This is a genomic window from Roseomonas sp. CAU 1739, from assembly GCF_039839775.1.
Classification (GTDB): domain Bacteria; phylum Pseudomonadota; class Alphaproteobacteria; order Acetobacterales; family Acetobacteraceae; genus Neoroseomonas.
Genome location: NZ_JBDOQQ010000016.1, coordinates 24960 through 50610, shown reverse-complemented (window position 1 = coordinate 50610; position 25651 = coordinate 24960). Strand labels below are relative to the sequence as shown.

Sequence of the window (25651 nt, the reverse complement as noted above, 5' to 3'; positions counted from 1 at the left end):
ACAGCGGCAACCGCCCGCGGGGGCGGGCGGCGGCTTTGGCACCTGACTTGGACGTCCTGTCGGCCTGGTGTTCCCGGCAGGATGCGGCGCGCCCACTTTCCCGACGGTAAACGGCCCGTCGGCGTCAGGGTTCGCGCAAGCTTTCCTGTACGCCCCGGATCAGCGGCAGCAGCAGATAGGCGAGCACGCTGCGTGTCCCGACATGGATCTCCGCCGTGACCGTCATGCCGGGCAGCGGCCGCGACCCGGGCATGGCCGCGTCTCCGATGGCGACCTGGGCACGGTGATGCGCGCCCACGGGCTCGCCTTCCGCCCGTGGTTGCTGCGAATTCTGAGCAACGGCGCGCAGCGTGCCGGGCAGCGTGCCATGGCGCTGGAAAGGAAAGGCATCGACCTTCACCACCACCGGATCGCCGATGTGCGCCTGTCCGATATCGGCCGACCGCAGCAGGATCTCGGCGATCAGTGACGTGCCGGCGGGCACCAGGGTGACCAGCGGCTCGGCCTCCCGCAACACCGATCCGGCCGAGCGGCGCGCGACCTCGAGCACCGTGCCATCCGCCGGTGCGGTCAGCACGGTCAGCTCCGCCAGGCGCGTCGCCTTGGCGAGGGATTCCTCGACCCGATCCAGTTCGCCGCGCAACCGCGCGAGGTCCTCCATCAGCTGGCGCCGCCAGTCATCGAGGAAACCCTGCCGCTCCGCGCGCTTCTGCGCCAGCGCGTGGCGCAGCCCCGCAAGCTGGCCGCGATCCTGGTCGCGCTGCTGCTCGGCGGCGATGCGCCGTGCACGCGCTTCAAGGTATTGCAGCCGCGATCCGACCTGGCCTTCCAGCAGCCGGACGCGCAGCGTCTCCACGTCGCGCGCGATCGCCACCTGTTCGGCCAGCGCGGCATCGGCTTCTTCCAGCGTGCGAATGGCTGCTTCCTGGGCGCGCATCTCCTCGCCCAGCGCGTCCTGTCGCGCGGCGAGGAAGGCCGCACGCTGCGCCTGCAAGCCGGCTTGCAGGGCGGCATCGCGGTCTTCGGCCGGCGGGGCGGGATGGCCGGCCAGTTCCGCTTCGATCCGCGCGCGCTGCGCCGCCAGGCCCCGGCGCTGGGCGACAAGGGCGGCGCGATCCGCCTCGGCAAAGGATGGGTCGAGCAACGCCAGCACATCGCCGCGCCGCACCACCTCGCCGGGCCGGACGCGGATCTCGCGGATCACCGCGCGTTCCATCGGCTGCACCACGATGGGCGGCGCATCGGGGGCGAGGCGACCCGGCCCGGTCACCACCACATCCACTCGCGCCAGCGCTGCGAGCGCGATCAGGCCGAGGAACATGCCCGCGACCAGCCAATGCATGCCACGCAGAAAGCCCGGTGCCGGCTCGGCGATCAGCGCCTCCAGCGGGTCCTGGAAGGGTACGGCATCGGCGGTCAGGTGCTGTGGTGCGCGGCGGCGCGGCAGCCTGCGGGGCATGGCGCTCATCGCAGATGCTGCGTCTGCTGCTGCCAAAGATGGCGATAGACGTCGCAGCGGTCGAGCAGCGCCGCATGCGGTGCAAAATCCAGCACGCGCCCCTGTTCCAGTACCAGGATCGCGTCCGATCCGACCAGGGAGGACAGCCGGTGCGACACCACGATCAGCGACCGCCCGCGCGCGATCTCCTTGAGATTGGCCTGGATGATCGCCTCGCTGTCGGGATCGAGCGCGCTGGTTGCCTCGTCCAATATCAGCAGCGGTGGCCGGGTGATCAGCGCGCGGGCGATGGCGATGCGCTGGCGCTGGCCACCGGAGAAATTGCTCGCCGCTTCCTCGACCATGGTGTCGAAGGCGTGTGGCAGGCGTTCGATGAATTCCAGCGCGCCGGCCTGGCGGGCGGCCTCGATCACTTCGGGCAGGCTGGCTTCGGGGCGGGCGGCGGCGATGTTGTCGCGCAGGGTGCCGCGGAACAGCAAGTTCTCCTGCAGCACGACGCCGACATGGCGGCGCAGGTGTTCGAGGTCGATGGTGCGGATATCCGCATCGCCGAAGCGGATCAGGCCGTCCTGCGGTGCATGGATGCCCTGGATCAGTCGCGTCACCGTGGTCTTGCCGGAGCCGGAGCGACCGACCACGCCGATCACCTGGCCTTGCTCGGCGGCGAAGGAGACGCGGTCGAGAGCCGGCGTCACCGCGCCGGGATAGTGGAAGGTCACGCCTTCGAAGCGCAGCGCGCCGGTGATGGGCGGGCGGGTCAGGCGCTGGCCGGACCGGGCCTCGGGCGGCGCGTTCATCACCGTGCCGAGCATGCGCACCGACAGCGCGGCTTCCTGATATTCGTTGATCAGCGTGACGATCTGCACCAACGGCCCGGTGACGCGGCCCGACAGCATGGTGAAGGCGACCAGTGCGCCGATGGTCAGGTGCCCATCGAACACCTGCACCGCGCCCAGGCCGAGCACGCTGATCTGCATCAGCCGTTCCAGCACGACCGTTGCGACCGAGCCGGCCGCCGAGATGCGCCCGACCTCGGCATGGGCGCGCACGGCGGTCGCGACCTGGCCATCCCAGGCGCGGCGACGCACCGGTTCCAGCACCAGCGACTTCACCGCGCGCATGTTGTGCAGGGTTTCGACCAGATGCGCCTGGCGCGCACCCTCCGCGGCATAGAGCGTGTTCAGCCGCCGCCGGAAGGCCGGCACCATGGTGCCGATCACCGCCGCGATCGCCGCCGAGAACCCCAGCACCACCAGCGTCAGCACGCCGGAATAGACCGAGAGCAACACCAGCAGCACCGGCAGCAGCGCCGCATCCAGCATCGTCTGGAACAGCCGGCCGGTGAGGAAATGCCGCAGCTTCTCGGTCTGCTGCATGTGGCGCACCAGCACGCCGGCCGCATGGATCTCGAAGAAGGCCAGCGGCAGGGACAGCAGATGCGCGAAGGTGCGCGACCCCAGCCGCGCATCGACCTTGTTGGTCGCGAGCATCATCAGCCTTTGCCGGGCATAGGCGAAGAATCCGTCGAACACCGCCAGCATCACGAAGATGCCGACCACCACCGTCAGCGTCTGCCAGGCCTGGTGCGGCACCACCTTGTCGATCAGCACCTGGAACAGCAGGGGGATGGCGAAGCCGATCAGGTTGGACAGCAGCGCGGCGACGGCGATGCCGGCGAAGAAGGCGCGGTGGCGGGCGATCTCCGGGAGGAACCAGGACAGGCCGAAGGGGCGGTCGGCATCCGTCGTCGCCTGCGCGCGGCGGCGGCACAGCACCAGCGTGCCGGACCAGTCGGCGACGAAGCGGTCGCGCGGGATGAGTTGCACGCCGGCGGCCTCATCCTCCGGGTCGAGCACCGCGGCCATCGGCGCGCCATCCGGCCCCGGTATGACATGCACCAGCACCACCCAGGACCCGTCCCGCCGCACCGCCAGCGCCGGATAGGCACTGCCGAGCCCCGCCGCCGTATCCCACCCGCGCCCGGTCAGCGCGCGCGCCTTCAGCCCCAGCCGCCGCAGCGTGCCGAGCACGGCCGGCAGCATCTCCGGCCCCTGGGCGGTCGGCAGTTCCTCCGGCGCCAGGTGCAAGCCGTGATGCATGGCGAGGAGGAACAGGCACCGCAGCGCTGTGTGTTCTGGTGCCAACATCCTGTCCGGCCCGGATCCGGCGCGATGCTAGGCGCGGGCCCGTTACGCGGCCGTTAAGCCGGGGAGGGGTGCGCCGAACCCACCGATCGGCGATGCTGCCGCCCGAAGCGAGGGGGAACGCGCATATGACGGGTCAGGCCCTGCTGCGCCTGGCGCCGGTTGCGCTGGGGACGCTGATCGTGCCGTTGGACAGCGCGGTGAACATCGCCTTCCCGGCCATCGCCGCCGCCTTCGGCCTGGCGGTGCCCGAGATCCAGTGGGTGGTGATCTGCTATGTGCTGACCTATGGCAGCCTGATGCTGGCGGTCGGGCGGCTGGGCGACATCTTCGGCCATGCCCGCGTCTTCCGCTTCGGCCTGGCCTGGAGTGCCGTGGCCTATCTGCTGTTGACCCTGGTGCCGGGCTTCGGGGCGCTGCTGGCCTGCCGGGTGCTGCAAGGCGTCGGGGCGGCGCTGGTGCTCGGTTGCGGCCCGGCGCTGGCGACCGGGCTGTTCCCCGAGACAATGCGCGCCCGCGCCCTGGCCGCCTATGCCACGACGCTGGCGGCGGGATCGACGATCGGCCCGCTGCTCGGCGGCATGCTGGTCGAGGGGTTTGGCTGGCAGGCGGTCTATTGGTTCCGCGCACCGATCGCGCTGGCGGCGCTGCTGCTGTCCTGGCGGCTGCCCGCCGCGCCGCGCAGCGGGGCGCGCGAACCCTTCGATGCCCCAGGCGCGGCGCTGCTGGTGGCGGCGGTCGCCACGGCGCTGCTGGCCGTGAACCGCGCGCCCGCCCCGATCGCCCTGGCCTTTGCCACGGTGGCGGTGGCTTCCGCCGGCGGTTTCGTCTGGCGCAGCCGCCATGCGCCGCGACCGATCATCGATCTCGGCCTGTTCCGACGCCCGGGCTTCGCGGCGCTGAACCTGTCCAATGCGGTGCTGGGCTTCGCCGGCTTTTCCGTGCTGCTGCTGGTGCCCTTCTACCTGGCCCGCATCGCCGGCCTGCCGCCGGTGCTGCTCGGGCTGGTGCTGGCCGCCGGGCCGGCGGGCGGGATGGCCGGGGCATGGATGGGTGGGCCGGCGGTGGGGCGCTTCGGGGCGCGGGCGGTGCTGATCGTGGGCGCGACCATCACGGCGTCGGGGCTTTTCACGATTGCGGCCTGGGGTATCGGCACGTCACCGCCGCTGCTGGTTGCGGCCTTGCTGCTGCAGGGCGTGGGCGTCGGGCTGTTCACCCTGGCGTATACCGACCGCGTGACGGCCACGATGCGGCGGGAGGATCGCGGCGTCGCGGGCAGCCTGACCATGCTGACGCGCACCTTCGGCGTGGTGGCCGCGGCATCCCTGCTGACGCTGATCTTCGGCGCGACCGAGGCGACGATGCTGGCGCAGAGCCGCCCTGCGCCCGAGGCGTTCCTCACCGCCTTCGGCCTGGCCTTCCTGCTGGCGGGGGCGCTGCCGCTGCTGGTGCTGCCGCTGCTGCTGCGCCAGCGCGGTTGACGGTAGGCGGCGCGTCGCCGCGATGGCAGGCTACGCGCGGCAGTTTCAGGGGCGCGCGATGGATTGGCCGGTGCAGGACGGCGTTTTCGAGCTCGGCGACATCGCCTTGCGCAAGGGCGGCACGCTGCCGGGTGCGCGGATTGTCTGGCGCGCGCATGGCACGCTGTCCGCAACGCGCGACAACGTCATCGTCTATCCGACCAGCTACGGGGCACAGCATCCGGACCTGGAATGGCTGATCGGGCCGGACAGCGTGCTCGACCCGACACGCTGGTTCATCGTCATCCCGAACATGTTCGGCAGCGGGCTTTCGTCGTCACCCAGCAATACCAAGCCCTGGCCCGCGCTGGTCACCGCCTGGGACAACGTCGCCGCGCAACGCCGCCTGCTGTCCGAAGTGTTCGGCGTCGATCGCGTCCACGCCGTCTATGGCTGGTCGATGGGTGCGCAGCAGGCCTATCACTGGGCGGCGACCTTCGCCGATGCCGTGCAACGCATCGTGGTGAATTGCGGCAGCGCACGCACCAGCGTGCACAACCGCGTCTTCCTTAAGGGCATGATGGCGGTGCTGGAGGCAGCTCCGGAATACGACGGCACGGCGCTGTTCTCGGCCCAGCCGGCGGCGGCGTTGCGTGCCTTCGGCCGACTCTATGCCGGCTGGGCGCTGAGCCAGGATTTCTATCGCGCCGGGCTGCACCTGTCGGCACTGGGCGCGCCCGACCTCGACACCTTCCTGCGCACGGATTGGGAGGAACGCTTCGCGCGGCGCGCCGCCGCCGACCTGCTGGCGCAGCTGCGCTGCTGGGATGCGGGGGACATCGCCGATGGCGGTGACCTGGCCGCCGCGCTGCGCGCCATCACGGCACGGGTGCTGCTTATGCCGTCCGAAACCGACCTGTATTTCCGGGTGGCTGACAACGCGGCCGAATTGCCGGATCTGAGGCAAGGGACATTGGCGCCCATCCCATCGATCTGGGGGCATCGCGCGGGTAATCCGGTGGCGAACCGGGAGGATGCAGGGTTTCTGCAACGGGCGGTGCGGGCGTTTCTCGACGAATGATCAAGGCTGGAGGGGTTTCGCCCCATTCGCGCAAAGTTTGGGCGCCGTGGCGCCTCGGAGAGGGGCTTTGCCCCTCTCCGAACCTCTCCCCACCAAAGGCTTAAGGCCTTTGGAAACCTCGGTTTTGGCGCTGAACACCGCGGTGCCATCCTTCGCGCCCCTCCAGCCCCGCTCTGTCCCCCATGCAAAGCGTCAAAATCCCGCGGTCCAGGAGCCCGTTGGCTCCTGGCGGGGTGGTTTGGAGGGGCAGCGCCCCTCCAATCTGCGCGCTTATGGGGCTTCATTCCTCCAAGCCACCCGACTAGAGGCCAGCGGGCCTTTGGGAGCGGTCCGAAGGGGAAAAGGCCCTCTCGGGTTCTTCCACCTCAGCCTACCACCTCATCCGTGAACACCGTGAACCCTGCCAGCGTGCACGGCCCGAAGGTTGTCGCGATCGCCACATCCGTCGCGTCGCGCCCCCGCGCCATCAGGATGCGTCCGATGCGCGGCTCGTTGTTGCGCGCGTCGAAGATGTGCCAGCGATCGTCGAGATACACCTCGAACCAGGCGGCGAAATCCATCACGCCATAGGGTGGCGGCATGCCGATATCGCCGAGATATCCGGTGCAGTAGCGGGCCGGGATATTGACGCAGCGACACAGCGCGATCGCCAGATGCGCATAGTCGCGGCACACGCCCCGACGCTCCGCGAAGGCTTCCGAGGCCGAGCGTGTGAAGCTGGCATGCTCGTACCCAAAGACGATGTGGTTGTGCACGAAGTCACAGATCGCCTGCACACGCGCCCAGCCGGTCGGGCCATGGCCGAATAGCGACCAGGCGACCTCCGTCAGCTTGTCGGTATCGCAGTACCGGCTGCCGAGCAGGTAGACGAGGATCTCATCCGGCAATTGCTCGACCGGCCGCTGCCAAGCCGCCGGCACGTGCCGGTCCGGCATGCCCGAATCCTGGATCAGCAGCTGTGTCGAGATGGTGGTACGACCCTGCGGCGCGACAATCCTGGTGCAGCGATTGCCGAAGGCGTCGGTGTAGTCGAGGAAGGGCAGCGGCGGATCGAAGGCAACGCGGTGCGGGCCGATCAGGTCCGGCAGGCGCGACGGATGCGGACTGACCATCAGCAGCATCGGCGTCGGTTGCGGGCAGTCGTAGATGATCTGGCAGCCTGCGCTGATATGCATCGCAAAGTCCTTCGGGGTGGAATCGGCGATGGCGGAACCAACGGCCGGCGGCGGGGACGCGGACCTTCATCATCCTGGCGCGCGATGGGACACTGTATCACGGCGCATGCCATGGGCGCGGATGATCCTGCCCTGTATCGGCGGATCGTCGGCCGGAGCTGCCATTCCGGCAGGCAACAGCCCGTCCCGCTGCCGTATGACGCGTCAAACCCCGCGAAGGTTGCGCCCCGTCAGTGCCAGCACTGCCGCAAGCAGCGCCACGGCCAGGGCGAAGGGGCCGAAGGCGGCGAAGCCGATCTCAGCCATGAGCCAGCCACCGAGCGACGCCGCGCCGAGCCAGCCGAGGCTCGCCGCCGTCACGTTCAGCCCGAGAACAGTGCCGCGCACCTCCTCCGGCACATTGGCGAGGGACGCCATCAGGCTGGGCCGCGACATTGCACTGCAGGTCGCATAGACGAAGCCGAGCGCCACCGTGCCGGCCAGGCTCGGCGTCCAGCCGAACAACACCACCGCCGCGCCGCCCGAGGCGACCATGGCGACGGCAAAGGTACGCGAGCGATCCGGCAACCGGTCCGCCGCCTGGCCGCCCAGGATGGTGCCGAGGATGTTGCCGATCGCCATGATGCCCAGCGGGATCGCCACGCCGGCCGGCGTCAGCCCGTAGGTCGTCTGCAGGAAGGTGGCGAAATACACGACTGTCAGGCCATAGCAGACGCGTTCCGCCACACCCATCGACAGCAGCCGCAGCACCGGCCCCGTCATCGCGCCGCGCATCCCCGCCTGCTTCGCCCGCGTGGCCGATGCCGGCCCATCGGTCGGGCGCATCGTGGTGACGAACAGCCCAAGGGCGGCGAGCACCGCCACCGCTGCCACCGCCTGGTTCACCCCACGCCATCCGATCGACGATCCGATCCAGGCCGCCAGCGGCACGCCCACCAGCAACGCGAGCGACTGCCCCGACATCACCCAGCCCAGTGCCCGCCCGCGTTGGCGGTCCACCGTGCGGGCAGAGGCCTCGGTCATGATCACGCCGGTGAAGGCGCCCGCGCAGGCGCCGGCCGCGGTCGCGGAAAGGGCTACGCCAAGATAGGTGTCCGCCAGCGACAGGCTGACCAGCCCGGCGGCGAGGCCAAGTGGCCCGCCGACCAGGAAGGGGCGCCGCCCCCAGCGATCCGACGCCGCCCCGGCGAAGACCGAGGAGATGCCCCAGGCGATCGAGGTCGCCGCCATCAGGTTCGCCACCATGGTCAGGCTGGTGGACAGGTCGCGCGCCATGTCGAGCAGGAACGGTGCGCGCGTGGTGCCCGAGGAGGAGGCAGCGAACATGCCAAGGCAGGCCGCCGCGAGCAGCGCCCAGGGCATGCCCGGCACGAGGCGGCCTCAGCCCCCGCCCAGCCGCCGGCGATACAGCGCAATCAGTCTTTCCCAGTGCCGTTCCGCCGCCGGCTTGTCGTAGCAGTGGCGTTGCGGGAAGGCGAAGCCGTGATGCACGGCGGGATGGATCTCCAACTCGCCCGCCGCGCCGGAAGCATCGAACAGCACGCGCAATTCCGCGACCATCGGCAGTGGCGCGAGCTCATCATGCTCGGCGCAGGAGATGTAGAGCTCTGCGCGGCCCTTCCCGAGTGTCAGGTGCGGGCTCTCCTCGGCATCGCTGACAAGCCAGGTGCCGTAGAAGGACGCGGCGGCGGCGATGCGCCCCGGGTACCGCGCGGCGGCGGCGAGCGCGAAGGGGCCGCTCATGCAGTAGCCATGGACGCCGATCGGGCCGGGCGCGGCGATGCCGGTGCGATCGAGATGGGCGATCATGTCCGCGACATCATCCATCACGGGCGGAATGGTCATCTTCGTGCGGATGGCGCGCATGCGATCGCGCTCCGGGTCGCCCATCACCAGCACGCCGGGGCCGAACTTCGTGTCGCGCCCGGCGCGGTAATACAGGTTCGGCAGCAACACGCAGAAGCCCGACGTCGCGAGGCGTCGGGCCATGTCGAAAAGCTCCTCACGGATGCCGGGCGCGTCCATGAGCATCAGCACGGCGGGATACGGGCCGCCGCGCTCGGGGCGGACGATGAAGGTCTCCATCGCGCCGTCGCGCGTCGGGACGTCCTCGATGGTCTCGATCATGCCGCACCCTCCGTTCTGGGCAGGCTAGCCCCCGTCTGGACGGATGGCGATGGGCGGGGGACAGTCTCGCCATCCGCAACAGAGGAAACGCCGCATGAAGCTCACCATGTCGCCCGCCAGCCCCTATGTCCGCAAGGCCCGGGCGCTCGCCATCAAGCGCGGCGTGGCGGATCGGATCGAGATGTGGACGATCGCCACCTCCTCGCCGGAACTCGCCGCGCTCAACCCGCTGTCGAAGATCCCGACCTTCATCACCGATGACGGCCAGGTCCTGTATGACAGCCCGGTGGTCTGCGAATACATCGACAGCCTGGGCGATGCGCCGCCCTGCATCCCGGCCTCCGGCCCGGCGCGCTGGCGCGCGCTGACCCTGGCGGCGCTGGGCGACGGTATCCTGGACGCGACGCAGCCGCGCCGGCGCGAGATCGCGCTGCCGCAGGATGACGGCCGCAAGGAATACATCGCCGGCCAGCAGGCCAAGGTGACGCGCGCGTTGGACGCGCTGGAGAAGGAGACGCTCGGCGACCTCGAGACGATCGGCGACATCACGGTGGCCTGCGCGCTGGGCTATCTCGATTTCCGCTATCCGAACGAACCGTGGCGCCCGGGGCATCCGAAGCTCACTGCGTGGTACGAACGCGTCGTGAAGCTGCCGCCGATGGCGCAGACCATGCCACCGGCCTGATCGTCCGCCTGGACACACGCTTGGGGCGGGTGTCCAGGCCATGCTGCTGCATCCGGGCACCAGTGTTACCGGTGTCCGGATGGCCGTATTGGCAGGGATCGCATGCCAAGCCTGACCGGCACGCGGCATGGGCATCACCTGCCTTGTTTGCAGGCGCCCGCCCTGGCCTTGCTGCATCGTGGCACCGCGCATAGCCTCGCGCCCTTCTGATGCTGCGAGGTTTCCGTGATGTCTGTTTCCGGCCGCTACCGCCTCGGCTTCGACATCGGCGGCACCTTCACGGACTTCGTGCTGCTCGATGCCGCGACGGGCGGTATCAGGCTGTTCAAATGCCTGACCACGCCCACCGACCCCGCGGAAGGCGCGCTGACCGGCATTCGTGCCATCACGGAACAGGCCGGCATCGCGGTGGCCGATTTGTCGGAGGTGCTGCACGGCACGACCCTGGTCACGAACGCGCTGATCGAAAGGCGTGGCGCCGCCACCGGCTTGCTGACGACCCGCGGCTTCCGCGACGTGCTCGAACTGGGCATCGAGCAACGCTACGACATCTATGACCTGTTCCTCAAATTTCCCGACCCGATCGTACCGCGCCGCCACCGTATCGAGATCGCGGAGCGCCTGACGAGCGACGGCGCGGTTGTGACGCCTCTGGACAGCGAAGCGGTGCGCGCGGCGGGTGCGAAGCTGGTTGCCGAGGGCTGCACCGCCATCGCCATCTGCTTCCTGCATGCCTATGCGAATTCGGCGCATGAGAAGGCCGCCGCTGCCATCCTGCGCACAGCCTTCCCCACGCTGTCGATCAGCCTGTCGAGCGAGGTCGCACCCGAGATTCGCGAATACGAACGCAGCGTGACGACGTGTGCCAATGCCTTCGTGCAGCCGCTGATGGACCGCTATCTGGGGCGGCTGCTGAAGGAACTGGACGCGCTCGGCTTCGTCGGCACGCTGCGGCTGATGCAATCCGATGGAGGGCTTTGCGCGCCCGAGGTGGCGCGCGCCTTCCCGATCCGTCTGCTCGAATCCGGCCCGGCCGGCGGTGCGCTGGCGACCGTGTTGTTCGCCCGCGCGGCGGGTCTACCCGACGCGCTCGCCTTCGACATGGGCGGCACGACGGCGAAGGCCTGCCTGATCGAACATGGTCGCGCCGAGGTGGCGCCGATGATGGAAGCGGCGCGCGTGCATCGCTTCAAGCGCGGGTCCGGCCTGCCGATCCGGTCCCCGGTCGTGGACATGATCGAGATCGGCGCCGGCGGCGGTTCCATCGCAGGCGTGGACGAAACCGGACTGATCAAGGTCGGCCCCCATTCGGCGGGCGCCGATCCGGGTCCCGCCTGCTATGGCCGTGGCGGCATGGCGGCGACGGTGACGGACGCGAACCTGTTGCTCGGCTACTATGACCCAAGCTTCTTCCTCGGCGGTGCCATGTCGCTCGACCTCGCGGCAGCGGAAGCCGCGCTGACGCGGCTGGGCGGCACGCTGGGCCTGTCGGCCATCGAAGCAGCCTGGGGCGTACACGCGGTGGTGTGCGAGGCGATGGCCGGTGCGGCCCGGGTGCATCTGGTCGAGAAGGGCCGCGATCCGCGCGCCTATGCTATGGTCGCCTTCGGCGGTGCGGGGCCGTGCCATGCGGCGCGCGTCGCGCGTATCCTGGGCATTAGGGACGTGCTGGTGCCGCCGGCCTCGGGGGTTGCCTCGGCACTCGGGTTCCTCGCCGCGCCGCTGGCCTTCGAGCAGTCGCGCAGCCTGATCGCGCCGCTCGGCGCGCAGGCGGATTGGGGCGCGGTCAATGTCGGCCTGGCGGGGCTGGAATCCGAAGCCCGCGCCAGGCTGCGCAGCGCCGGGGTGGCAGACACCGCGATGCGCGTGGAACGCAGCGCCGAGATGCGGCTGATCGGCCAATTGCATCAGATCACGGTGGCGCTGCCGGACGGCGCGCTGACGGCGGATCGTCTGGCGGATATCCGCGCGGCCTTCGTCGAGACCTACCAGCGGCTCTATACCCGCGTCGTCGAGAGCGCCGAGATCGAGTTGCTGTCGCTGCGCGTCCGCGTGCTGGGACCGGAGCCCGAGATCAGCGTCACCGGCGCGGTGGGCGGCGCGGCCGGCGAAGGCGCCTCCCTGAAGGGTCATCGCCGCGCCTGGTTCGACGGCGCCTGGCACGACGCGGCGATGCATGACCGCTATCGCCTCAGGCCCGGCGACGTTATTGCCGGCCCGGCCATCATCGAGGAGCGTGAGGCCACCACGATCATCGGCCCCGGCGATGCGCTGACCGTCGATGCCGTGATGAACCTGCGCATTGCCGTCGCCGCAACCGGCAAAGCCGAGGCGCTGGTCACACCCGGCATGCCGCTCGAACAGGCAATGGCGCGCATCGAAGCCGATCCGATCGGGCTCGAGATCATGTGGTCGCGGCTGATCTCGGTGGTGGAGGAGATGTGGCAGACGGTCTGCCGCACCGCCTATTCGCTGATCATTGCGGAGGCACAGGATTTCGCAAATGAGATCCTCGATCCGCAGGGCAATCCGCTGGCGCATTCGCCGCGCGCGATGCCGCTGTTCAACCTGACGCTGACCCGCTGCGTAAAGGCGCTGCTGGAGCATTTCCCAGCGGACACGCTGCGGCCGGGCGACGTGCTGGTGACGAACGATCCTTGGCTGTGCGCGGGGCATCTGTTCGACATCGCGCTCGTCACGCCGGTGTTCCACGAAGGCCGCGTGGTCGCACTGATGGGCACGGTCGGTCATGTCAGCGACATCGGTGGGGTGAAGGACCCGCTGGCGGCGCGCGAGATCTATGACGAGGGATTCCAGATCCCGCCGATGAAACTGTACGAGGCCGGCGTGCCGGACCGGTCGCTGTTCCGCCTGATGGCACAGAACATCCGCAACAGCGACCAGGTGCTGGGCGACGTCGAATCGATGGTGACGGCCAATGCGCTCGGCGCGCAGCGGCTGGTGGCGTTCATGGAGGAATACGGCCTGCAGGACCTCGCGGCCCTGGCCGCCGTGGTGCAGGGCCGCAGCGAGGCCGCGACGCGCGCCGCGATCCGCGCCGTGCCCGACGGTGTCTATGAAAGCGAGATCGAGAACCGCCCGCTCGGCGAAACGTTGCGCTATCGCGTGCGTGTCCACAAGAAGGGCGAGGACATCTACGTCGAGCATGTCGAGGCCCCGCCAACATTGCCGCGCGGCGGGCTCAATTGCACGATGAACGTCACGGCGGCGCATTCATCCTATCCGCTGAAATGCATGCTGACGCCGGGCGTGCGCGGCAATGCCGGCTGCTACGCGCCGATCACGGTAACGGCGCCGGAGGGCTCGGCGCTGAACTGCAAGCCGCCGGCGGCCGTCGCCTATCGCACGCGGCTGTCGTGGTTCATCGGGCCGAACCTGTACCGCGCGCTTGCCCCGGCCATCCCCGACAAGGTGCAGGCCTTCACCGGCCTGCCGAAATCCTACGCCTTCTATGGGCGCAACAGGCAGGGACGCGTCGCCTCGGACCATTTCTTCATGGGCGGCGGGCAGGGCGCGTCCTCGAAGGCCGATGGCAAATCCGGATTGCTGTTCCCGACCAGCGCGGCGAATACGCCGGTCGAATTGCTGGAATCCCGCATGCCGGTGCTGGTGATGGAAAAGGGCCTGGTCGCCGATACCGGCGGCGCGGGCCGGCAACGTGGCGGCCTTGGCCAGCGGATGCGCGCGCGGCGGCTGGAAGGTGCCGCGGACCCGATCATGGTCGGGCTGTATCCCGAAGGCGTCGGGTTGAAGCCGGAGGGCCTGTTCGGCGGCCGCCCCGGCGCCCCCGGGCGCGGCAGCGTGAAGGGGCCGGATGACATCACCTTCCGCGATGTCGGCAATGGCGAGATGGTCGCGCTGTTCGACCCTGCCACCGAGATCGAGGGGCGGATCGCCGGCGGCTCCGGCTTCGGTGATCCGCGCGACCGCGCGATCGAGGCCGTGCAGGCCGATCTCGACGATGATTACATCACCCCTGAAGGCGCGATGCAGGACTATGGTGTCGTGCTCGGCGCCGACGGGCGGATAGATCCCGTCGCCACCGCCCGGCGACGGGCGAAGATGGCGAGTGCAGACAGGGACATGGCGGCAACGACCGAGGGTTCAGCATGAACGATCATCCTTCTCGACGCGGGCTGCTGGCGGGCGCCGCGGCGCTTGGCCTGGCGGCGCCGGGAGTCTCCTGGGCGTTCGAACGCGACGGCAGCCGCAAGGTGCTGGTCTTCTCGGGCAACCAACAGGTCCCGGTGCTCGACCCGCATGTGCGCTACGACTGGTCCACGCGCATGATCCAGCAGGGCGTCTATGACGCGCTGCTGAAGTACGAAGGCGATCCGCCGCGCATCGTGCCCTGGCTGGCGGAACGGCATGAGGTTTCGGGTGACGGGCTGACCTACACCTTCCACCTGGTCGGCAATGCGAAGTTCCATAACGGCGATCCGGTGGATGCCGAGGCGGTGCGCTTCTCCTTCGAGCGCGGCCTGCGCCTGAATGCCGGCATCGCATGGATGCTCAAGGACTTCCTGAAGCCCGAGAACATCTTGGCGGTCGATGCGCGCACCGTGCGCTTCACGCTCGACCGGCCCTTCGCGCCGTTCATTTCCTATGTGCCCTGGTGGTACATCGTGAATCCGAAGCAGGTGATGGCGAACCAGGACGGCAACGATCTCGGCCGCAAATGGCTGACCGAGAACGGCGCCGGTTCCGGCCCCTTCAAGCTGCGCCGCTTCGATGGCAATGCGCTGATCCACCTCGATGCCGTGCCCGACTACTGGAAGGGCTGGCCGATGGCGGATGGGGAACGCGTCTCGGGCATCATCTACCGCATCATCCGCGAGGCGGCACCGCGCAAGGCCGCGCTGCAGCGGCGCGAGGTGGACATCATCACCAATATCACGCCCGACGATGCCGAGCAGCTCGCCCGCGTGCCGGGCGTGGTGATCGAGAACCACAAGGGATCGACCACCTTCGGCATCAAGTTCAACTGCCAGCAGGGACCGACCGCCGACATCAACCTGCGGAAGGCGATCGCCTATGCCTTCGACTACGACAGTCTGCTGGCCGTCAGCAACGGCGCGGCGGTGCTGATGACGAGCCCCTTCCCGGCGTCGATGGCCGGGCATATCGACGTGCCGGGGATCCCGCGGAAGGACCTCGACAAGGCGCGCGACTTCCTCAAGCGGTCCGGCACGCCGAATGGCGGGATCGAACTCGAATACGTCCACGTCCAGGGGCTTGAAGAGGCCCGGCGCATCGGCCTCGCGCTGCTCGACAGCCTGCGCGCGCTGGACATCCGCGTGAACATCGTCGGCCAGCCCTGGCCCACCATGACGAGCCGCGGATCGAAGCCTGAGACGGCGCCGAACATGATGTCGATCTACGTCACGCCGGTCGGCACCGACCCGGATACCGTGGCCTACCAGTATCACCGCGCCTCCTGGGGCCTGTACTACGGCACCGCGCATTACGAGAACGCCGAGGTGTCGCGCTGGATCGACGAAGCGCGCGGCGAGACGGACAATGCCAAGCGCATGGCGCTCTATGCGCGCATCCAGACGCAGATCGTCGCCGACCAGCCGGAGATCTTCGGCATGGTGGCGAACCGGCACTGGGCACGGCGCGACTATGTGCGCGGCTTTGCCTTCAGCCCCGTGCGATTCACCGGGGAGATCGACCTCTACCCGCTCTGGGCCGTCGGTTGATCGGCTACGTCCTTCGCCGCATCGCCCTTGCGGGGCTGATGCTGTTCGGGCTGGTCTGCCTGACCTTCGTCATCGCCAATGTGGCGCCCTCGGACCCGGCCGCGCTTGCAGCCGGGCCGGATGCGGGGCGGTCGCAGATCGAACAGGCGCGACGCGACTATGGCCTCGACAAGTCGCTGCCCGAGCAGTTCCTGCGCTATGTCACCGACCTGGCGCAGGGGAATTTCGGACGATCGATCGCCACGGGTCGGTCGGTGGGCACCGATCTCGCGCGATACTTTCCGGCAACGCTGGAACTGGTAATCCTGGCGATGCTGATGGGCGTGCTGGTCGGCGTGCCGCTCGGCGTGTTGTCCGCTTTGCGCAAAGATGGGCCGGCGGATCACGTGACGCGCATCTTCGCCGTCTCGGGCATCGCGTTGCCGCCTTTCTGGTTCGGCCTGCTGCTGCAACTGGCCTTTGCCACCTGGATGGGCCTGCTGCCGACCAGCGGCCGCCTGTCGGTCTTCACCGAGCCACCTGACCCGATTACCGGCCTGCTTCTGGTGGACAGCCTGCTGCGCGGCAACACAGCGCTGTTCACCGAGGCGCTGTCCCACGTCATCCTGCCGGCGATCGTGCTGTCTCTGCCCTGCTTGGCCTCCATCCTGCGCGTGAACCGCAGCGAGATGGTCGAAGCGCTGCGGATGGACTACGTCGTCGCCGCCCGCGCGCATGGCGTCACACCCTGGCGCATCGTCATGGTGCATGCGCTGAAGAACGCAATGCTGCCGACGCTCGCCATCATCGGCCTGCGCTGGGGCTGGATGATGTCCAGCACCGTGCTGGTGGAAACCGTCTTCGACTGGCCGGGCATCGGGCTCTATGCCGTTTCATCCGCCATCGCGGGAGATTTCAAGCCGGTGATGGGCGTCACCCTGATCGTCGGGCTGAACTTCATGGTGGCGAACCTGATCGTCGATCTCCTCTATGGCGTGCTCGATCCGCGCCTGCGGAGGGCGTGATGTCCGCCGCCGCCGAACAAACCGTCGCCGCCCCGCCCCGCCGCCGCCTGCGTCTTGCGCTGTGGCTGCTGACGCGGTCCTTCTCCTCCATGCTCGGCCTGTTCCTGGTCGTTGTGATCGTGGCCCTCGCGCTGGCCGGGCCGTGGATCGTGCCCTATCCGGAGCATGTGCAGGGCGCGATCAATCTCGCGAACAAGCTGCAGCCGCCTTCGGCGGCGCATTGGCTCGGCACGGATGAGGTCGGCAACGACATCCTCACCCGCGTGATCATCGGTGCGCGAATCTCGCTGCTGGTCGGCATCGGTATCACTGTCGCGGCGGCGGTGATCGGCGTGCCACTCGGCATCCTGGCGGGCCTCGCGGGTGGGCGACTGCGCGAAGTGATCATGCGCTTCACCGACCTGTTCCTGTCCGTCCCCGGCCTGGTGCTGGCGATCGCGCTGGTGGCGGCCCTTGGCCCCGGCATCGGCAACGCGATGATCGCGCTGATCCTGGTCTGGTGGCCGGGCTATGTGCGCCTTGCGGAATCCAAGGCGCTGTCAATCCGCGAGGAACCCTTCATCGAGGCCGCGCGCGTCGCCGGCGCATCGCGCGCGCGCATCCTGCGCCGGCATGTGCTGCCCAACAGCATCTCCCCGCTGATCGTGAAGATGTCGATGGATATCGGCCAGGCGATCCTCGCCGTCGCCTCGCTCGGCTTCATCGGGCTGGGGGCCAAGCCACCGACGCCGGAATGGGGGGCGATGATCTCCATCGCGCGCGGCTACCTGCCGGATTGGTGGTGGTACGCAATGGCGCCGGGGGTGTTCATCTACCTCGCCGTGCTCGGCTTCAACCTGCTGGGGGACGGGCTGCGCGACATCCTCGACCCGCGGAGCAACCGCGGGTGAGCGCGCTGCTGGAAATCCAGGACTACCGGCTTGCCTTCGACACCTTCGACGGCACGGCGCAGGTGCTGGACGGCATCGACCTGACGCTGGAAGCGGGTGCGACGCTCGGCATCGTGGGGGAGACGGGCTGCGGCAAGTCGGTGCTGGCGCGCAGCCTGCTTGGCCTCAATCCCTCGCCGCCCGCGCGCGTGGTCAGCGGTGCGATCCGCTTTCGTGAGGACGACATCCTGCGCCTGCCCGAACGCGGCATGCGCCGGCTGCGCGGGCGTGCCATCGCGATGATCTTCCAGGACCCCGCGTCGTATCTGAACCCATTGCTCGCCATCGGCACGCAGATGGAAGATGCGATCCGCGGCCAGGACGCGGCCGCGGGGGCTTCGAAGCGACCGCGATCCGCCGCGCGCAAACGGGCGGCAGAACTGCTGGCCGCGGTGGGGCTGCCGGAACCCGCGCGGCTGCTCGACAGCCATCCGCATATGCTCTCGGGCGGGATGCGCCAGCGTGTGCTGATCGCCATGGCGCTGGCCGGCGATCCGGCGCTGCTGGTGGCGGATGAACCGACCACGGCGCTGGACGTCACGGTGCAGGCGCAGGTGCTGGCGCTGATCGCGAGGCTGGTGGCCGAACGCGGCTTGGCGCTAATGCTGATCAGCCACGACCTCGGCGTCGTCGCGGCATCCTGCGCGCGCGTCGCGGTGATGTATGCCGGCACGGTGGTCGAGGAAGCGCCGACCGCCGAGCTGCTCGACCGTCCGCTGCATCCCTACGCGCGCGGGCTGATCGCGGCGGTGCCGGATCTCGACCGGCCGGAGCATCGCCCGCAGGGCATCGCCGGCAGCATCCCCGGGCTGATCACGCCGCCATCGGGCTGCCGGTTCCATCCACGCTGTCCCGCCGCCACCGATCGCTGCCGCCAGGAGAAGCCATTGAGGCGAGACATCCTGCTGGGCCGCAGCGTCGCCTGCCACAACGCCACGCCATGACGGAACCGCTGCTTCGCGCCGAGGGCCTCTCCCGCAGCTTCGAGGGCCGTCGCCGGATGTTCCGCCAGACGCCGCAGGTGCGTGCGGTGGCCGAACTTGATCTCACCCTCGACCGTGGCGCCGCACTCGGCATCGTGGGGGAAAGCGGCTGCGGAAAATCCACCCTGGCGCGCCTTTTGCTGCGGCTGATTCCGCTCTCTGCGGGTCGCATCACGTTCGATGGTCAGGATATCACCAGCCTCGACGAATCGCGGATGCGTCCATTGCGCCGGCGCATGCAGCTGATCCATCAGAATCCGTCCGCGGCGCTAGACCCGCGCCTGTCCGCCGAGGACGCCGTCGCCGAGCCGCTGCGCATCCATGGCGTTGCCACCGGCCAGGTGCTGCGCGACCGCGTCGCCGCGCTGCTCGCCGAGGTGGGCCTGCCTTCCGCCTTCCTGCATCGTTTCCCGCATGAACTGTCCGGCGGGCAGAAACAGCGCGTCTGCATCGCGCGCGCTCTAGCGCTGGAACCCGACCTGCTGGTGCTGGACGAACCGACCTCCGCGCTCGACGTATCTGTGCAGGCGCAGATCCTCGATGTGCTGGAAACGCTGCGGGCGCGCCGCGGCCTCGCCTACCTGTTCATCAGCCACAACCTCGCTGTGGTCCGTCAGGTCTGCGAGCGCGTGGCGGTGATGTATCTCGGCCGCATTGTCGAGGAAGGCAGCGCAACCGACGTGCTCGGCGCACCGCGCCATCCCTACACGACCGCGCTGCTCGCTTCCGTGCCCCGGCTGGAGGCGCGCGGCGTGCCACCGGCCGCACCGGGCGAGCCGCCAAACCCGGCCTCGCCGCCGCCCGGCTGCGCATTCAGCCCACGCTGCCCCATCGTGGCACCCGAATGTCGCGCCGCGATGCCGGCGCTGGCGACGCGCGGCGATGGACACCGCCTGCGCTGCCCGCGCGCGGCGTGACCGGTGGCCTGGCGCCGCCCCGGCGCGACACTACGCCGCCGGCGCCACCGACAGCCCGCGCACGCCATGCTTTTCGATCAGCCGGGCGACAAGGCCGCTCGCCTTCGCCTCCTCGACGAAGCTGCGCAGGAAGTCCGCGGCGGCGGCATTCGCGCGGGCTGTCCCGATCGCCTGCTGCACGGCGCTGAACTGGCCGTCCAGGATGCGCGCGCCGGGTAGCGCCTCGACGTCCTTCAACAGTCGCGGGCGCAGACCGGCGAGGGCCTCCAGCTTCTGTGCGGTAAACAGGGTCAGCGCACTGTCGAGCCCTTCCGCCCGCAGCAGCGTCGCCTGCGCGATGTTGCGCTCAAGCCAAAGGTCATAGGCTGCGCGCGCGGTGCTGGCGATGCGCACGCCAGGCCGATCCACGTCGGCGATCGTCGCGATCGGCGAACCCGCCGGCACCAGGTAGGTCGCCTCGATCTCGGCATAGGCGGCGGAGAAGGCTATCGTCTGCGCGCGCTGTGGCTCGGCGCCGATCAGCGCGATGTCCCAGGAATCGGTTCCGCACGCGTCGGCCACCAGCCCGGGCGAGGCATAGGGCACCAGCCGCACCGCCACGCCAAGGCGTTCCGCCACGGCGCGGGCCATGTCGGGCGACACGCCTTCCGGGCTGCCGAACACATCCCGCCCGGTGACAAGCAGGAAGTTGCTGAGGTTGATGCCGGCGCGCAGCACGCCATGCGGCGCGAGCTGGGCGATGATCTCAGGCGACATGGGCAGCTTCCGTCTCCGTTCACGGCAGTAGAAGCCGCGGGCGGCGCCCCTGCAAGCCGGCGGGGCTTGCAGCCGGTGGCGCAGGCCTCATCATGGCGCGTCGCTTCACAGGGGACAGGCATGACGGCGCTTCCCGTCTTCGTCATCGGCCAGGCGCCGCGTCCGGACCTCGTCGCCGAGATCGCCGCCGCCGCGCCTGGCCTTCACATCGCCATGCGCGGTGCGCTGGACGGCCTGACGCGGGAGGACATCGCCGCCATTCCGCCGCATGACGGCGCCGACACCCTGTTCACCATGCTGCCGTCCGGCGAAGCGGTGTCCATCTCCAAGGCCGCCGTGACAACGCGCATTACGGCGATGCTGGCAGAAGCCAGCGGCCCGGTGCTGCTTGCCTGCACCGGCGCCTTCAAGGGCCTTCCAAACCGGCCGGACCTCGTGCAGCCTTCCGCCGTGCTGAACGGCATGGCGGAGGCGTTGCTGCCACGTGGACGTTTGGGCCTGTTCGTGCCGCTGCCGGAGCAGGCGGCGGCCCTCGGTGCGTCACGTGCGCGGGATGGGTTGACGCTTGTGGTCCATGCACTGCGCCCGCATTCGGACGATGCGACACGCGAAGCAGCAATGCGCGCCATGGCGGCGGAAGCGCCCGACCTCGTCCTGCTGGACTGCATTTCCTATACGCGGGCGGACAAGGCGGCAGCGGTTGCAGTGATGTCCTGCCCTGTCCTTCTCTCGGTCGCGGTGGCCGCCCGCGCTGCCGCATCCCTGCTGCCGGAGCCCTGATGCGCGAGATCACGATCGACGAGATCGAGGCGCTGGCGGTCGGCGCCTGGGTGTTGGGCACCGGCGGTGGCGGTTCGCCCTATCTCGGCCTGCTCAACATGCGGCGACTGTATGACGCGGGCCATCGCGTATCGCTGATGGACCCGGATGAACTGGCCGACGACGACATGGTCGCCGTCGTCTCCAACATGGGCGCGCCGCTGGTCGGCCAGGAACGCCTGGTGGACAGCGCCAATATCGGCCGCGCCGTGACGCTGATGGAGGAGTATCTCGGCCGCCCCTTCCGCGCGATCATGTCCGTCGAGATCGGCGGCAACAACGGCGTGCAACCCTTCCTCGCCGCCGCGGAGACCGGCAAGCCCGTGGTTGATGCCGACGCGATGGGCCGCGCCTACCCGGAAGCGCAGATGACATCCTTCGCGGTGGGCGACCTGAAGCCCTGGCCGCTGTCGCTCGTCGATCCGCGCGGCATTGAAGGTATCGTGGCGAAAGTGCCGTCCTGGAAATGGATGGAACGCCTGTCTCGCAAGATGTGCGTCGAGGTCGGCTCGATCGCCGCCACCTGCAAGGCCCCGCGCACTGGGGCAGAAGTGAAGCGCTGGGGGATCCCGCGCACCACGACCCAGGCGATCAAGCTCGGCCAGGCGATCCGCCTGGCGCAGAAGGAACACCGCGACCCGGTGCAGGCCATTCTGGCACAGGAAAGGGGCATGCTCCTGTTCCGCGGCAAGATCGCCGACATCGCACGGCGCACAACGGAGGGCTTCCTGCGCGGCACGGTAAAGCTCGAAGGCCTGGACGAATCGCGCGGCCATGGTTTCGAACTCGCCTTCCAGAACGAATGGGCGGTGGGTTGGCTCGACGGCGTGGCACAGGTGATGACCCCGGACCTGATCTGCGTGCTCGACAGCGTCAGCGGGGAGGCGATCGGAACGGAGGTGGCGCGCTACGGCCAGCGCGTGACGGTGGTCGCGCTGCCGGCGCCGCCGGTGTTCCTCTCACCGCGCGGATTGGATTTCGTCGGGCCGCGTGCCTTCGGCTACGACCTGGATTTCCGCTCGGTGTTCGCATGAAGCGGCGCATCGGCATCGATGTCGGCGGCACCAATACCGATGCGGTGCTGCTGCAGGACGACCGCGTGCTGCACGCGGTCAAGACGCCGACCACGGCCGATGTGCTGACCGGCGTGCGCCTTGCCTTGGAAAGTGCCGCGCACGCGATGGGCGACGACCCCGTGCAGGCGGTGATGATCGGCACCACGCATTTCGTGAATGCGGTGGTGCAGCGCCGCGATCTCGCACCGGTCGGCGCGCTGCGCATAGGCCTGCCGGCATCGGCTTCCCTGCCGCCCTTCTGCGACTGGCCGGCGGACCTTGCCGCCATCGTGCGCGGCCAGGTGCACATGATCGAAGGCGGGCACGACTACGACGGCCGGCCGATCATGCCGCTGGATGAACGTGCCGTCGCCGCCGCCGGGCGTGCGATGGCGGCGGCGGGGATTTCCTGCGTCGCGATCAGCAGCATCTTCTCGCCCCTTGACCCCGCCATGGAGGATCGTGCCGCAGAGATCCTGCACACCGAAATGCCGGGCGCGTCGATCACCCTGTCGCATGACCTTGGCCGCATCGGCTTGCTTGAACGCGAGAATGTCGCGCTGCTGAACGCCTGCCTCGCACCGCTGGCGCACCACACGGTCCAGGCCTTCGGGGAGGCACTGCGCCAGGCCGGCATCGCCGCACCCCTTTTCATCACCCAGAATGACGGCACGGTGATTCGCGCCGAACTGGCGGCGCGGTTCCCGGTGCTGTCCTTCGCCTCCGGCCCGACCAATTCCATGCGTGGCGCGGCGTTCCTCACCGGGCTGAAGGATGCGCTGGTCGTCGATGTCGGCGGCACCACATCCGATGTCGGAGCGCTCAAGGCCGGTTTTCCGCGCGAGGCCAATGCCATCGTGCATGTCGGCGGCGTGCGCACGCTGTTCCGTATGCCGGATCTGCTGTCGATCGGCCTCGGCGGCGGCTCACATGTCGAACTGCGGGACGGGCGCGTCGCCATCGGCCCGCGCAGCGTCGGTTTCCGGTTGCCGGAGCTCGCCCGCATCTTCGGCGGGCCGCAACTGACCACCAGCGACATCGCGGTGCATGCCGGCCTTCTATCGCTCGGCGATGCATCGCGCGTCGCCGACATCGCCCAGGACTTCACGCGCGACACGCTGGCCGAGGCCGCCCGCATGCTGGAGGAAGCCGTGGATCGCATGAAGACCGAAGCGGCCGAGGTTCCGCTGCTCGCCGTCGGCGGTGGTGCCTTCCTGGTGCCGGACCGCCTGCCCGGCGCCTCGAAGGTCGTGCGCCCGGCCCACGCCGCCGTCGCCAATGCGGTCGGCGCCGCCATCGCACAAGTCAGCGGCGAGGCCGACCAGGTCTTCCAAGGACTGACGCGGGCCGAGGCGATGGCCGCCGCCGAACGCATCGCCTGCAACCGCGCGGTGGAGGCCGGCGCAGATGCTGCGACCCTCGCGCTGGTCGATATCGAGGACCTGCCCATCGCCTATCTACCCGGCGGCGCGCTGCGCGTGCGCGCCCGCGTCGTGGGGGAGATCGCCGGCGGATGAACGCCGCCGCTGGCGCGAAGTGAAACGCCGCGCCATGCTTGGCCAACAAGACAGTGGGGGAAAGCATGCGTCGAGTTGCCACCTGCCTGGCCTTGCTGCTCGCGGCGCTGCCGGCGCGTGCGCAACAGGTCGGCTATCCGGATCGCCCGATACGCATGGTGATCCCCTTCGCGCCCGGTGGCGCCGCGGATGTCGTCGGGCGGATCACCGCACAGGCCATGTCCGAGGATCTCGGCCAGCCTGTGGTCGTCGAGAATCGCGGCGGCAGCGGCGGAATCATCGGATCCCAGGCGGTACTTGCCTCGCCGGCGGATGGCTACACCATCGTCCTGCACACGCTGTCATCCGGGGTGATGAATGCCGGGCTGTATCGGTCAATGCCCTTCGACCTGCGCCGCGCCTTCGCGCCGGTCGGGCTGGTTGGCACGGTGCCCAACATCATCGTCGTCAATCCGCGCGTTCCGGCGCAGACGCTGCAGGATCTCATTTCGCTGGTGCGCGCGAATCCGGGGCGCATCACCTATGCCAGCTCCGGCCCTGGGACCATCGTTCACCTGTCGGGCCAGATGCTAGCCAATGCCATCGGTGCCGAGATGGTGCATGTGCCGTATCGCGGCTCGGGCCCTGCCCTCACTGACCTGATGGCCGGCACGGTGCAGGTAATGGTGGATACGCTGCCGCCCTACGTCGCGCTGGTGCGCAGCGGGCAGGTGCGCGCGCTGGCCATGGCGTCGCGCACGCGCAGCGCAGCACTGCCCGATGTGCCGACCGCCGGGGAAGCCGGCCTCCCCGGCTATGAAACCAGCAATTGGCACGCAGTCTTCGTTGCCACCGGTACGCCGGCGCCGATCGTCGCACGACTGGAACGCGCGCTGCGCAATGCCGTCGCCGCGCCGGCCATGCATCAGCGCTTGGTCGATCTCGGCGTCGATCCGCGTGGCACGGGTGCGGAGGAGCTCGCGACCTTCTGGGACGAGCAGTTCCGCATCTGGATACCGATCATCCGCGCCTCCGGCGCAACGGCTGAATAGGGAAGGAAGCCTCCATCATGATCCACGAATTGCGCGTCTACCGCTGCGTACCCGGCCGGCTGCCGGCGCTGCTCAAGCGCTTCGACACCATCACGCTGGGCATCTGGAAGAAGCACGGCATCCGCCAGGCCGGCTTCTGGACGACCATCGTGGGCGAATCGAGCCAGGACCTGTTCTACCTGCTCGAATGGGACTCGATGGCCGAACGCGAGCAAAAATGGACGGCCTTCCAGTCCGATCCGGAATGGATCGAGAAGCGCGCGGGGACGGAGAAGGATGGCGCCATCGTCGCCAATGTGACGAACGCTTTCCTGCAGCCGACATCCTTCTCCTCGGTGAAGTAGCGGCGTGCGCTTCAACCACGTCGCCAACCGCCTCGATGCCCGGCATTTCGAGGCGGTGGTGACGATGCTGAAAACGCGGCTCGGCTTCGTCGAGCTGCGGCGTACCGAACGCGCGATCTGGCTGCGCCAGCCGGGCACCAACATCGACCTGCAATTCAGCCGTAGCGAGACGTCGCAGCGCGACGAGGACAAGCGGCGCTCCCAGATCTCCTTCCTCAGCGACACGCCAAGGCAGGATCTGGAAGCGCTGGCCGAGTGGTTCGCGACGCGGGGCCTGGAGGCCAGCGTCGGCGCCTATTCGGATCGGGAGTTCTTCCTCGACGTGCCCGCGGCCTTTGTCGATTTCGTCATCGAGGCGATGCTGCCGAAATTGGCGGAGTATGGCGACGTCGCGGGGCTGTAGGAAGGTAAGGTCGGGGGAGGTGTTCCTCCCCCGTCTTCC

The 25651-nt window shown here is 69.1% G+C and carries 21 protein-coding genes; 15 read left to right on the top strand and 6 right to left on the bottom strand.

The window, feature by feature from the left end:
- Window positions 1-124: 124 nt before the first annotated feature.
- Window positions 125-1459: an HlyD family type I secretion periplasmic adaptor subunit gene (locus tag AAFN86_RS22385; RefSeq protein WP_347545781.1), complete on the bottom strand. Its 1335-nt coding sequence runs from the start codon at window positions 1457-1459 to the stop codon at window positions 125-127.
- Window positions 1460-1464: 5 nt separating this feature from the next.
- Window positions 1465-3606 carry a peptidase domain-containing ABC transporter gene (locus AAFN86_RS22380; RefSeq protein ID WP_347545780.1) on the bottom strand — a complete coding sequence of 714 codons (2142 nt, stop codon included), beginning with the start codon at window positions 3604-3606 and terminating at the stop codon, window positions 1465-1467.
- A 125-nt stretch (window positions 3607-3731) separates the two neighbouring features.
- On the opposite strand from AAFN86_RS22380, the gene AAFN86_RS22375 reads away from it, so the two are divergent.
- Complete coding sequence (locus AAFN86_RS22375; RefSeq protein WP_347545779.1) at window positions 3732-5084, top strand: MFS transporter; 1353 nt, start codon at window positions 3732-3734, stop codon at window positions 5082-5084.
- Window positions 5085-5106: 22 nt separating this feature from the next.
- The gene (locus AAFN86_RS22370; RefSeq protein WP_347545778.1) at window positions 5107-6144 is read left to right on the top strand and encodes an alpha/beta fold hydrolase; all 1038 of its coding nucleotides are present in this window, start codon (window positions 5107-5109) and stop codon (window positions 6142-6144) included.
- A 365-nt stretch (window positions 6145-6509) separates the two neighbouring features.
- Here AAFN86_RS22370 and AAFN86_RS22365 read toward each other — a convergent pair whose 3' ends face one another.
- From AAFN86_RS22365 to AAFN86_RS22355, 3 genes are all read right to left on the bottom strand, one after another.
- On the bottom strand, window positions 6510-7319 hold the full coding sequence (locus AAFN86_RS22365) for a transglutaminase family protein (RefSeq protein ID WP_347545777.1): 810 nt from the start codon (window positions 7317-7319) through the stop codon (window positions 6510-6512).
- A gap of 204 nt (window positions 7320-7523) precedes the next feature.
- Window positions 7524-8681, bottom strand: coding sequence for an MFS transporter (locus AAFN86_RS22360; RefSeq protein WP_347545868.1), 1158 nt, complete (start codon window positions 8679-8681; stop codon window positions 7524-7526).
- 18 nt (window positions 8682-8699) lie between these two features.
- A complete protein-coding gene (locus AAFN86_RS22355) occupies window positions 8700-9446 on the bottom strand; it encodes a dienelactone hydrolase family protein (RefSeq protein WP_347545776.1) in 747 nt (248 codons plus the stop codon).
- Between the two features lie 94 nt (window positions 9447-9540).
- Here AAFN86_RS22355 and AAFN86_RS22350 point away from each other — a divergent pair, with 94 nt between their 5' ends.
- The 7 genes from AAFN86_RS22350 (at window position 9541) to AAFN86_RS22320 (ending at window position 19687) form a co-directional block, all read left to right on the top strand.
- Window positions 9541-10131: a glutathione S-transferase C-terminal domain-containing protein gene (locus AAFN86_RS22350; RefSeq protein ID WP_347545775.1), complete on the top strand. Its 591-nt coding sequence runs from the start codon at window positions 9541-9543 to the stop codon at window positions 10129-10131.
- 228 nt (window positions 10132-10359) lie between these two features.
- Entirely contained in the window at window positions 10360-14265 is a 3906-nt protein-coding gene (locus AAFN86_RS22345) for a hydantoinase B/oxoprolinase family protein (RefSeq protein ID WP_347545774.1), read from the top strand.
- Entirely contained in the window at window positions 14262-15854 is a 1593-nt protein-coding gene (locus AAFN86_RS22340) for an ABC transporter substrate-binding protein (protein ID WP_347545773.1), read from the top strand. Before AAFN86_RS22345 ends, AAFN86_RS22340 begins: the two co-directional genes overlap by 4 nt.
- Window positions 15851-16858, top strand: coding sequence for an ABC transporter permease (locus AAFN86_RS22335; protein WP_347545772.1), 1008 nt, complete (start codon window positions 15851-15853; stop codon window positions 16856-16858). Before AAFN86_RS22340 ends, AAFN86_RS22335 begins: the two co-directional genes overlap by 4 nt.
- Window positions 16858-17748: an ABC transporter permease gene (locus tag AAFN86_RS22330; RefSeq protein WP_347545771.1), complete on the top strand. Its 891-nt coding sequence runs from the start codon at window positions 16858-16860 to the stop codon at window positions 17746-17748. The genes AAFN86_RS22335 and AAFN86_RS22330 overlap by 1 nt, the downstream gene beginning before the upstream one ends.
- Window positions 17745-18731, top strand: coding sequence for an ABC transporter ATP-binding protein (locus AAFN86_RS22325; RefSeq protein ID WP_347545770.1), 987 nt, complete (start codon window positions 17745-17747; stop codon window positions 18729-18731). Before AAFN86_RS22330 ends, AAFN86_RS22325 begins: the two co-directional genes overlap by 4 nt.
- Window positions 18728-19687, top strand: coding sequence for an ABC transporter ATP-binding protein (locus AAFN86_RS22320; protein WP_347545769.1), 960 nt, complete (start codon window positions 18728-18730; stop codon window positions 19685-19687). Before AAFN86_RS22325 ends, AAFN86_RS22320 begins: the two co-directional genes overlap by 4 nt.
- A 30-nt stretch (window positions 19688-19717) precedes the next feature.
- Here the strand turns inward: AAFN86_RS22320 and AAFN86_RS22315 are convergent, their stop codons facing one another.
- Window positions 19718-20443, bottom strand: a complete 726-nt coding sequence (locus tag AAFN86_RS22315) for a transporter substrate-binding domain-containing protein (RefSeq protein ID WP_347545768.1) — start codon at window positions 20441-20443, stop codon at window positions 19718-19720.
- A gap of 120 nt (window positions 20444-20563) precedes the next feature.
- Between AAFN86_RS22315 and AAFN86_RS22310 the strand changes: the two genes are divergently transcribed.
- The 6 genes from AAFN86_RS22310 to AAFN86_RS22285 all read left to right on the top strand — a co-directional run bounded on the left by AAFN86_RS22310 (window position 20564) and on the right by AAFN86_RS22285 (window position 25612).
- Complete coding sequence (locus AAFN86_RS22310) at window positions 20564-21223, top strand: AroM family protein (protein ID WP_347545767.1); 660 nt, start codon at window positions 20564-20566, stop codon at window positions 21221-21223.
- Entirely contained in the window at window positions 21223-22296 is a 1074-nt protein-coding gene (locus AAFN86_RS22305) for a DUF917 domain-containing protein (protein WP_347545766.1), read from the top strand. The genes AAFN86_RS22310 and AAFN86_RS22305 overlap by 1 nt, the downstream gene beginning before the upstream one ends.
- Window positions 22293-23834: a hydantoinase/oxoprolinase family protein gene (locus AAFN86_RS22300; RefSeq protein ID WP_347545765.1), complete on the top strand. Its 1542-nt coding sequence runs from the start codon at window positions 22293-22295 to the stop codon at window positions 23832-23834. Before AAFN86_RS22305 ends, AAFN86_RS22300 begins: the two co-directional genes overlap by 4 nt.
- Window positions 23835-23899: 65 nt before the next feature.
- The gene (locus AAFN86_RS22295; RefSeq protein WP_347545764.1) at window positions 23900-24865 is read left to right on the top strand and encodes a tripartite tricarboxylate transporter substrate binding protein; all 966 of its coding nucleotides are present in this window, start codon (window positions 23900-23902) and stop codon (window positions 24863-24865) included.
- Window positions 24866-24882: 17 nt separating this feature from the next.
- Entirely contained in the window at window positions 24883-25209 is a 327-nt protein-coding gene (locus AAFN86_RS22290) for an NIPSNAP family protein (RefSeq protein ID WP_347545763.1), read from the top strand.
- Window positions 25210-25213: 4 nt separating this feature from the next.
- Window positions 25214-25612, top strand: coding sequence for a hypothetical protein (locus AAFN86_RS22285; protein WP_347545762.1), 399 nt, complete (start codon window positions 25214-25216; stop codon window positions 25610-25612).
- Window positions 25613-25651 lie beyond the last annotated feature (39 nt).

Excerpts from the sequence above, each read along its gene's own strand:
- AAFN86_RS22380 (WP_347545780.1), bottom strand. The coding sequence starts at position 3,606 with ATGTTGGCACCAGAACACACAGCGCTGCGGTGCCTGTTCCTCCTCGCC.
- AAFN86_RS22300 (WP_347545765.1), top strand. The coding sequence starts at position 22,293 with ATGAAGCGGCGCATCGGCATCGATGTCGGCGGCACCAATACCGATGCG.
- AAFN86_RS22310 (WP_347545767.1), top strand. The coding sequence starts at position 20,564 with ATGACGGCGCTTCCCGTCTTCGTCATCGGCCAGGCGCCGCGTCCGGAC.
- AAFN86_RS22350 (WP_347545775.1), top strand. The coding sequence starts at position 9,541 with ATGAAGCTCACCATGTCGCCCGCCAGCCCCTATGTCCGCAAGGCCCGG.
- AAFN86_RS22320 (WP_347545769.1), top strand. The coding sequence starts at position 18,728 with ATGACGGAACCGCTGCTTCGCGCCGAGGGCCTCTCCCGCAGCTTCGAG.
- AAFN86_RS22330 (WP_347545771.1), top strand. The coding sequence starts at position 16,858 with ATGTCCGCCGCCGCCGAACAAACCGTCGCCGCCCCGCCCCGCCGCCGC.
- AAFN86_RS22370 (WP_347545778.1), top strand. The coding sequence starts at position 5,107 with ATGGCAGGCTACGCGCGGCAGTTTCAGGGGCGCGCGATGGATTGGCCG.
- AAFN86_RS22315 (WP_347545768.1), bottom strand. The coding sequence starts at position 20,443 with ATGTCGCCTGAGATCATCGCCCAGCTCGCGCCGCATGGCGTGCTGCGC.
- AAFN86_RS22340 (WP_347545773.1), top strand. The coding sequence starts at position 14,262 with ATGAACGATCATCCTTCTCGACGCGGGCTGCTGGCGGGCGCCGCGGCG.
- AAFN86_RS22375 (WP_347545779.1), top strand. The coding sequence starts at position 3,732 with ATGACGGGTCAGGCCCTGCTGCGCCTGGCGCCGGTTGCGCTGGGGACG.
- AAFN86_RS22360 (WP_347545868.1), bottom strand. The coding sequence starts at position 8,681 with ATGCCCTGGGCGCTGCTCGCGGCGGCCTGCCTTGGCATGTTCGCTGCC.
- AAFN86_RS22345 (WP_347545774.1), top strand. The coding sequence starts at position 10,360 with ATGTCTGTTTCCGGCCGCTACCGCCTCGGCTTCGACATCGGCGGCACC.
- AAFN86_RS22385 (WP_347545781.1), bottom strand. The coding sequence starts at position 1,459 with ATGCCCCGCAGGCTGCCGCGCCGCCGCGCACCACAGCACCTGACCGCC.
- AAFN86_RS22365 (WP_347545777.1), bottom strand. The coding sequence starts at position 7,319 with ATGCATATCAGCGCAGGCTGCCAGATCATCTACGACTGCCCGCAACCG.
- AAFN86_RS22305 (WP_347545766.1), top strand. The coding sequence starts at position 21,223 with ATGCGCGAGATCACGATCGACGAGATCGAGGCGCTGGCGGTCGGCGCC.
- AAFN86_RS22355 (WP_347545776.1), bottom strand. The coding sequence starts at position 9,446 with ATGATCGAGACCATCGAGGACGTCCCGACGCGCGACGGCGCGATGGAG.
- AAFN86_RS22290 (WP_347545763.1), top strand. The coding sequence starts at position 24,883 with ATGATCCACGAATTGCGCGTCTACCGCTGCGTACCCGGCCGGCTGCCG.
- AAFN86_RS22295 (WP_347545764.1), top strand. The coding sequence starts at position 23,900 with ATGCGTCGAGTTGCCACCTGCCTGGCCTTGCTGCTCGCGGCGCTGCCG.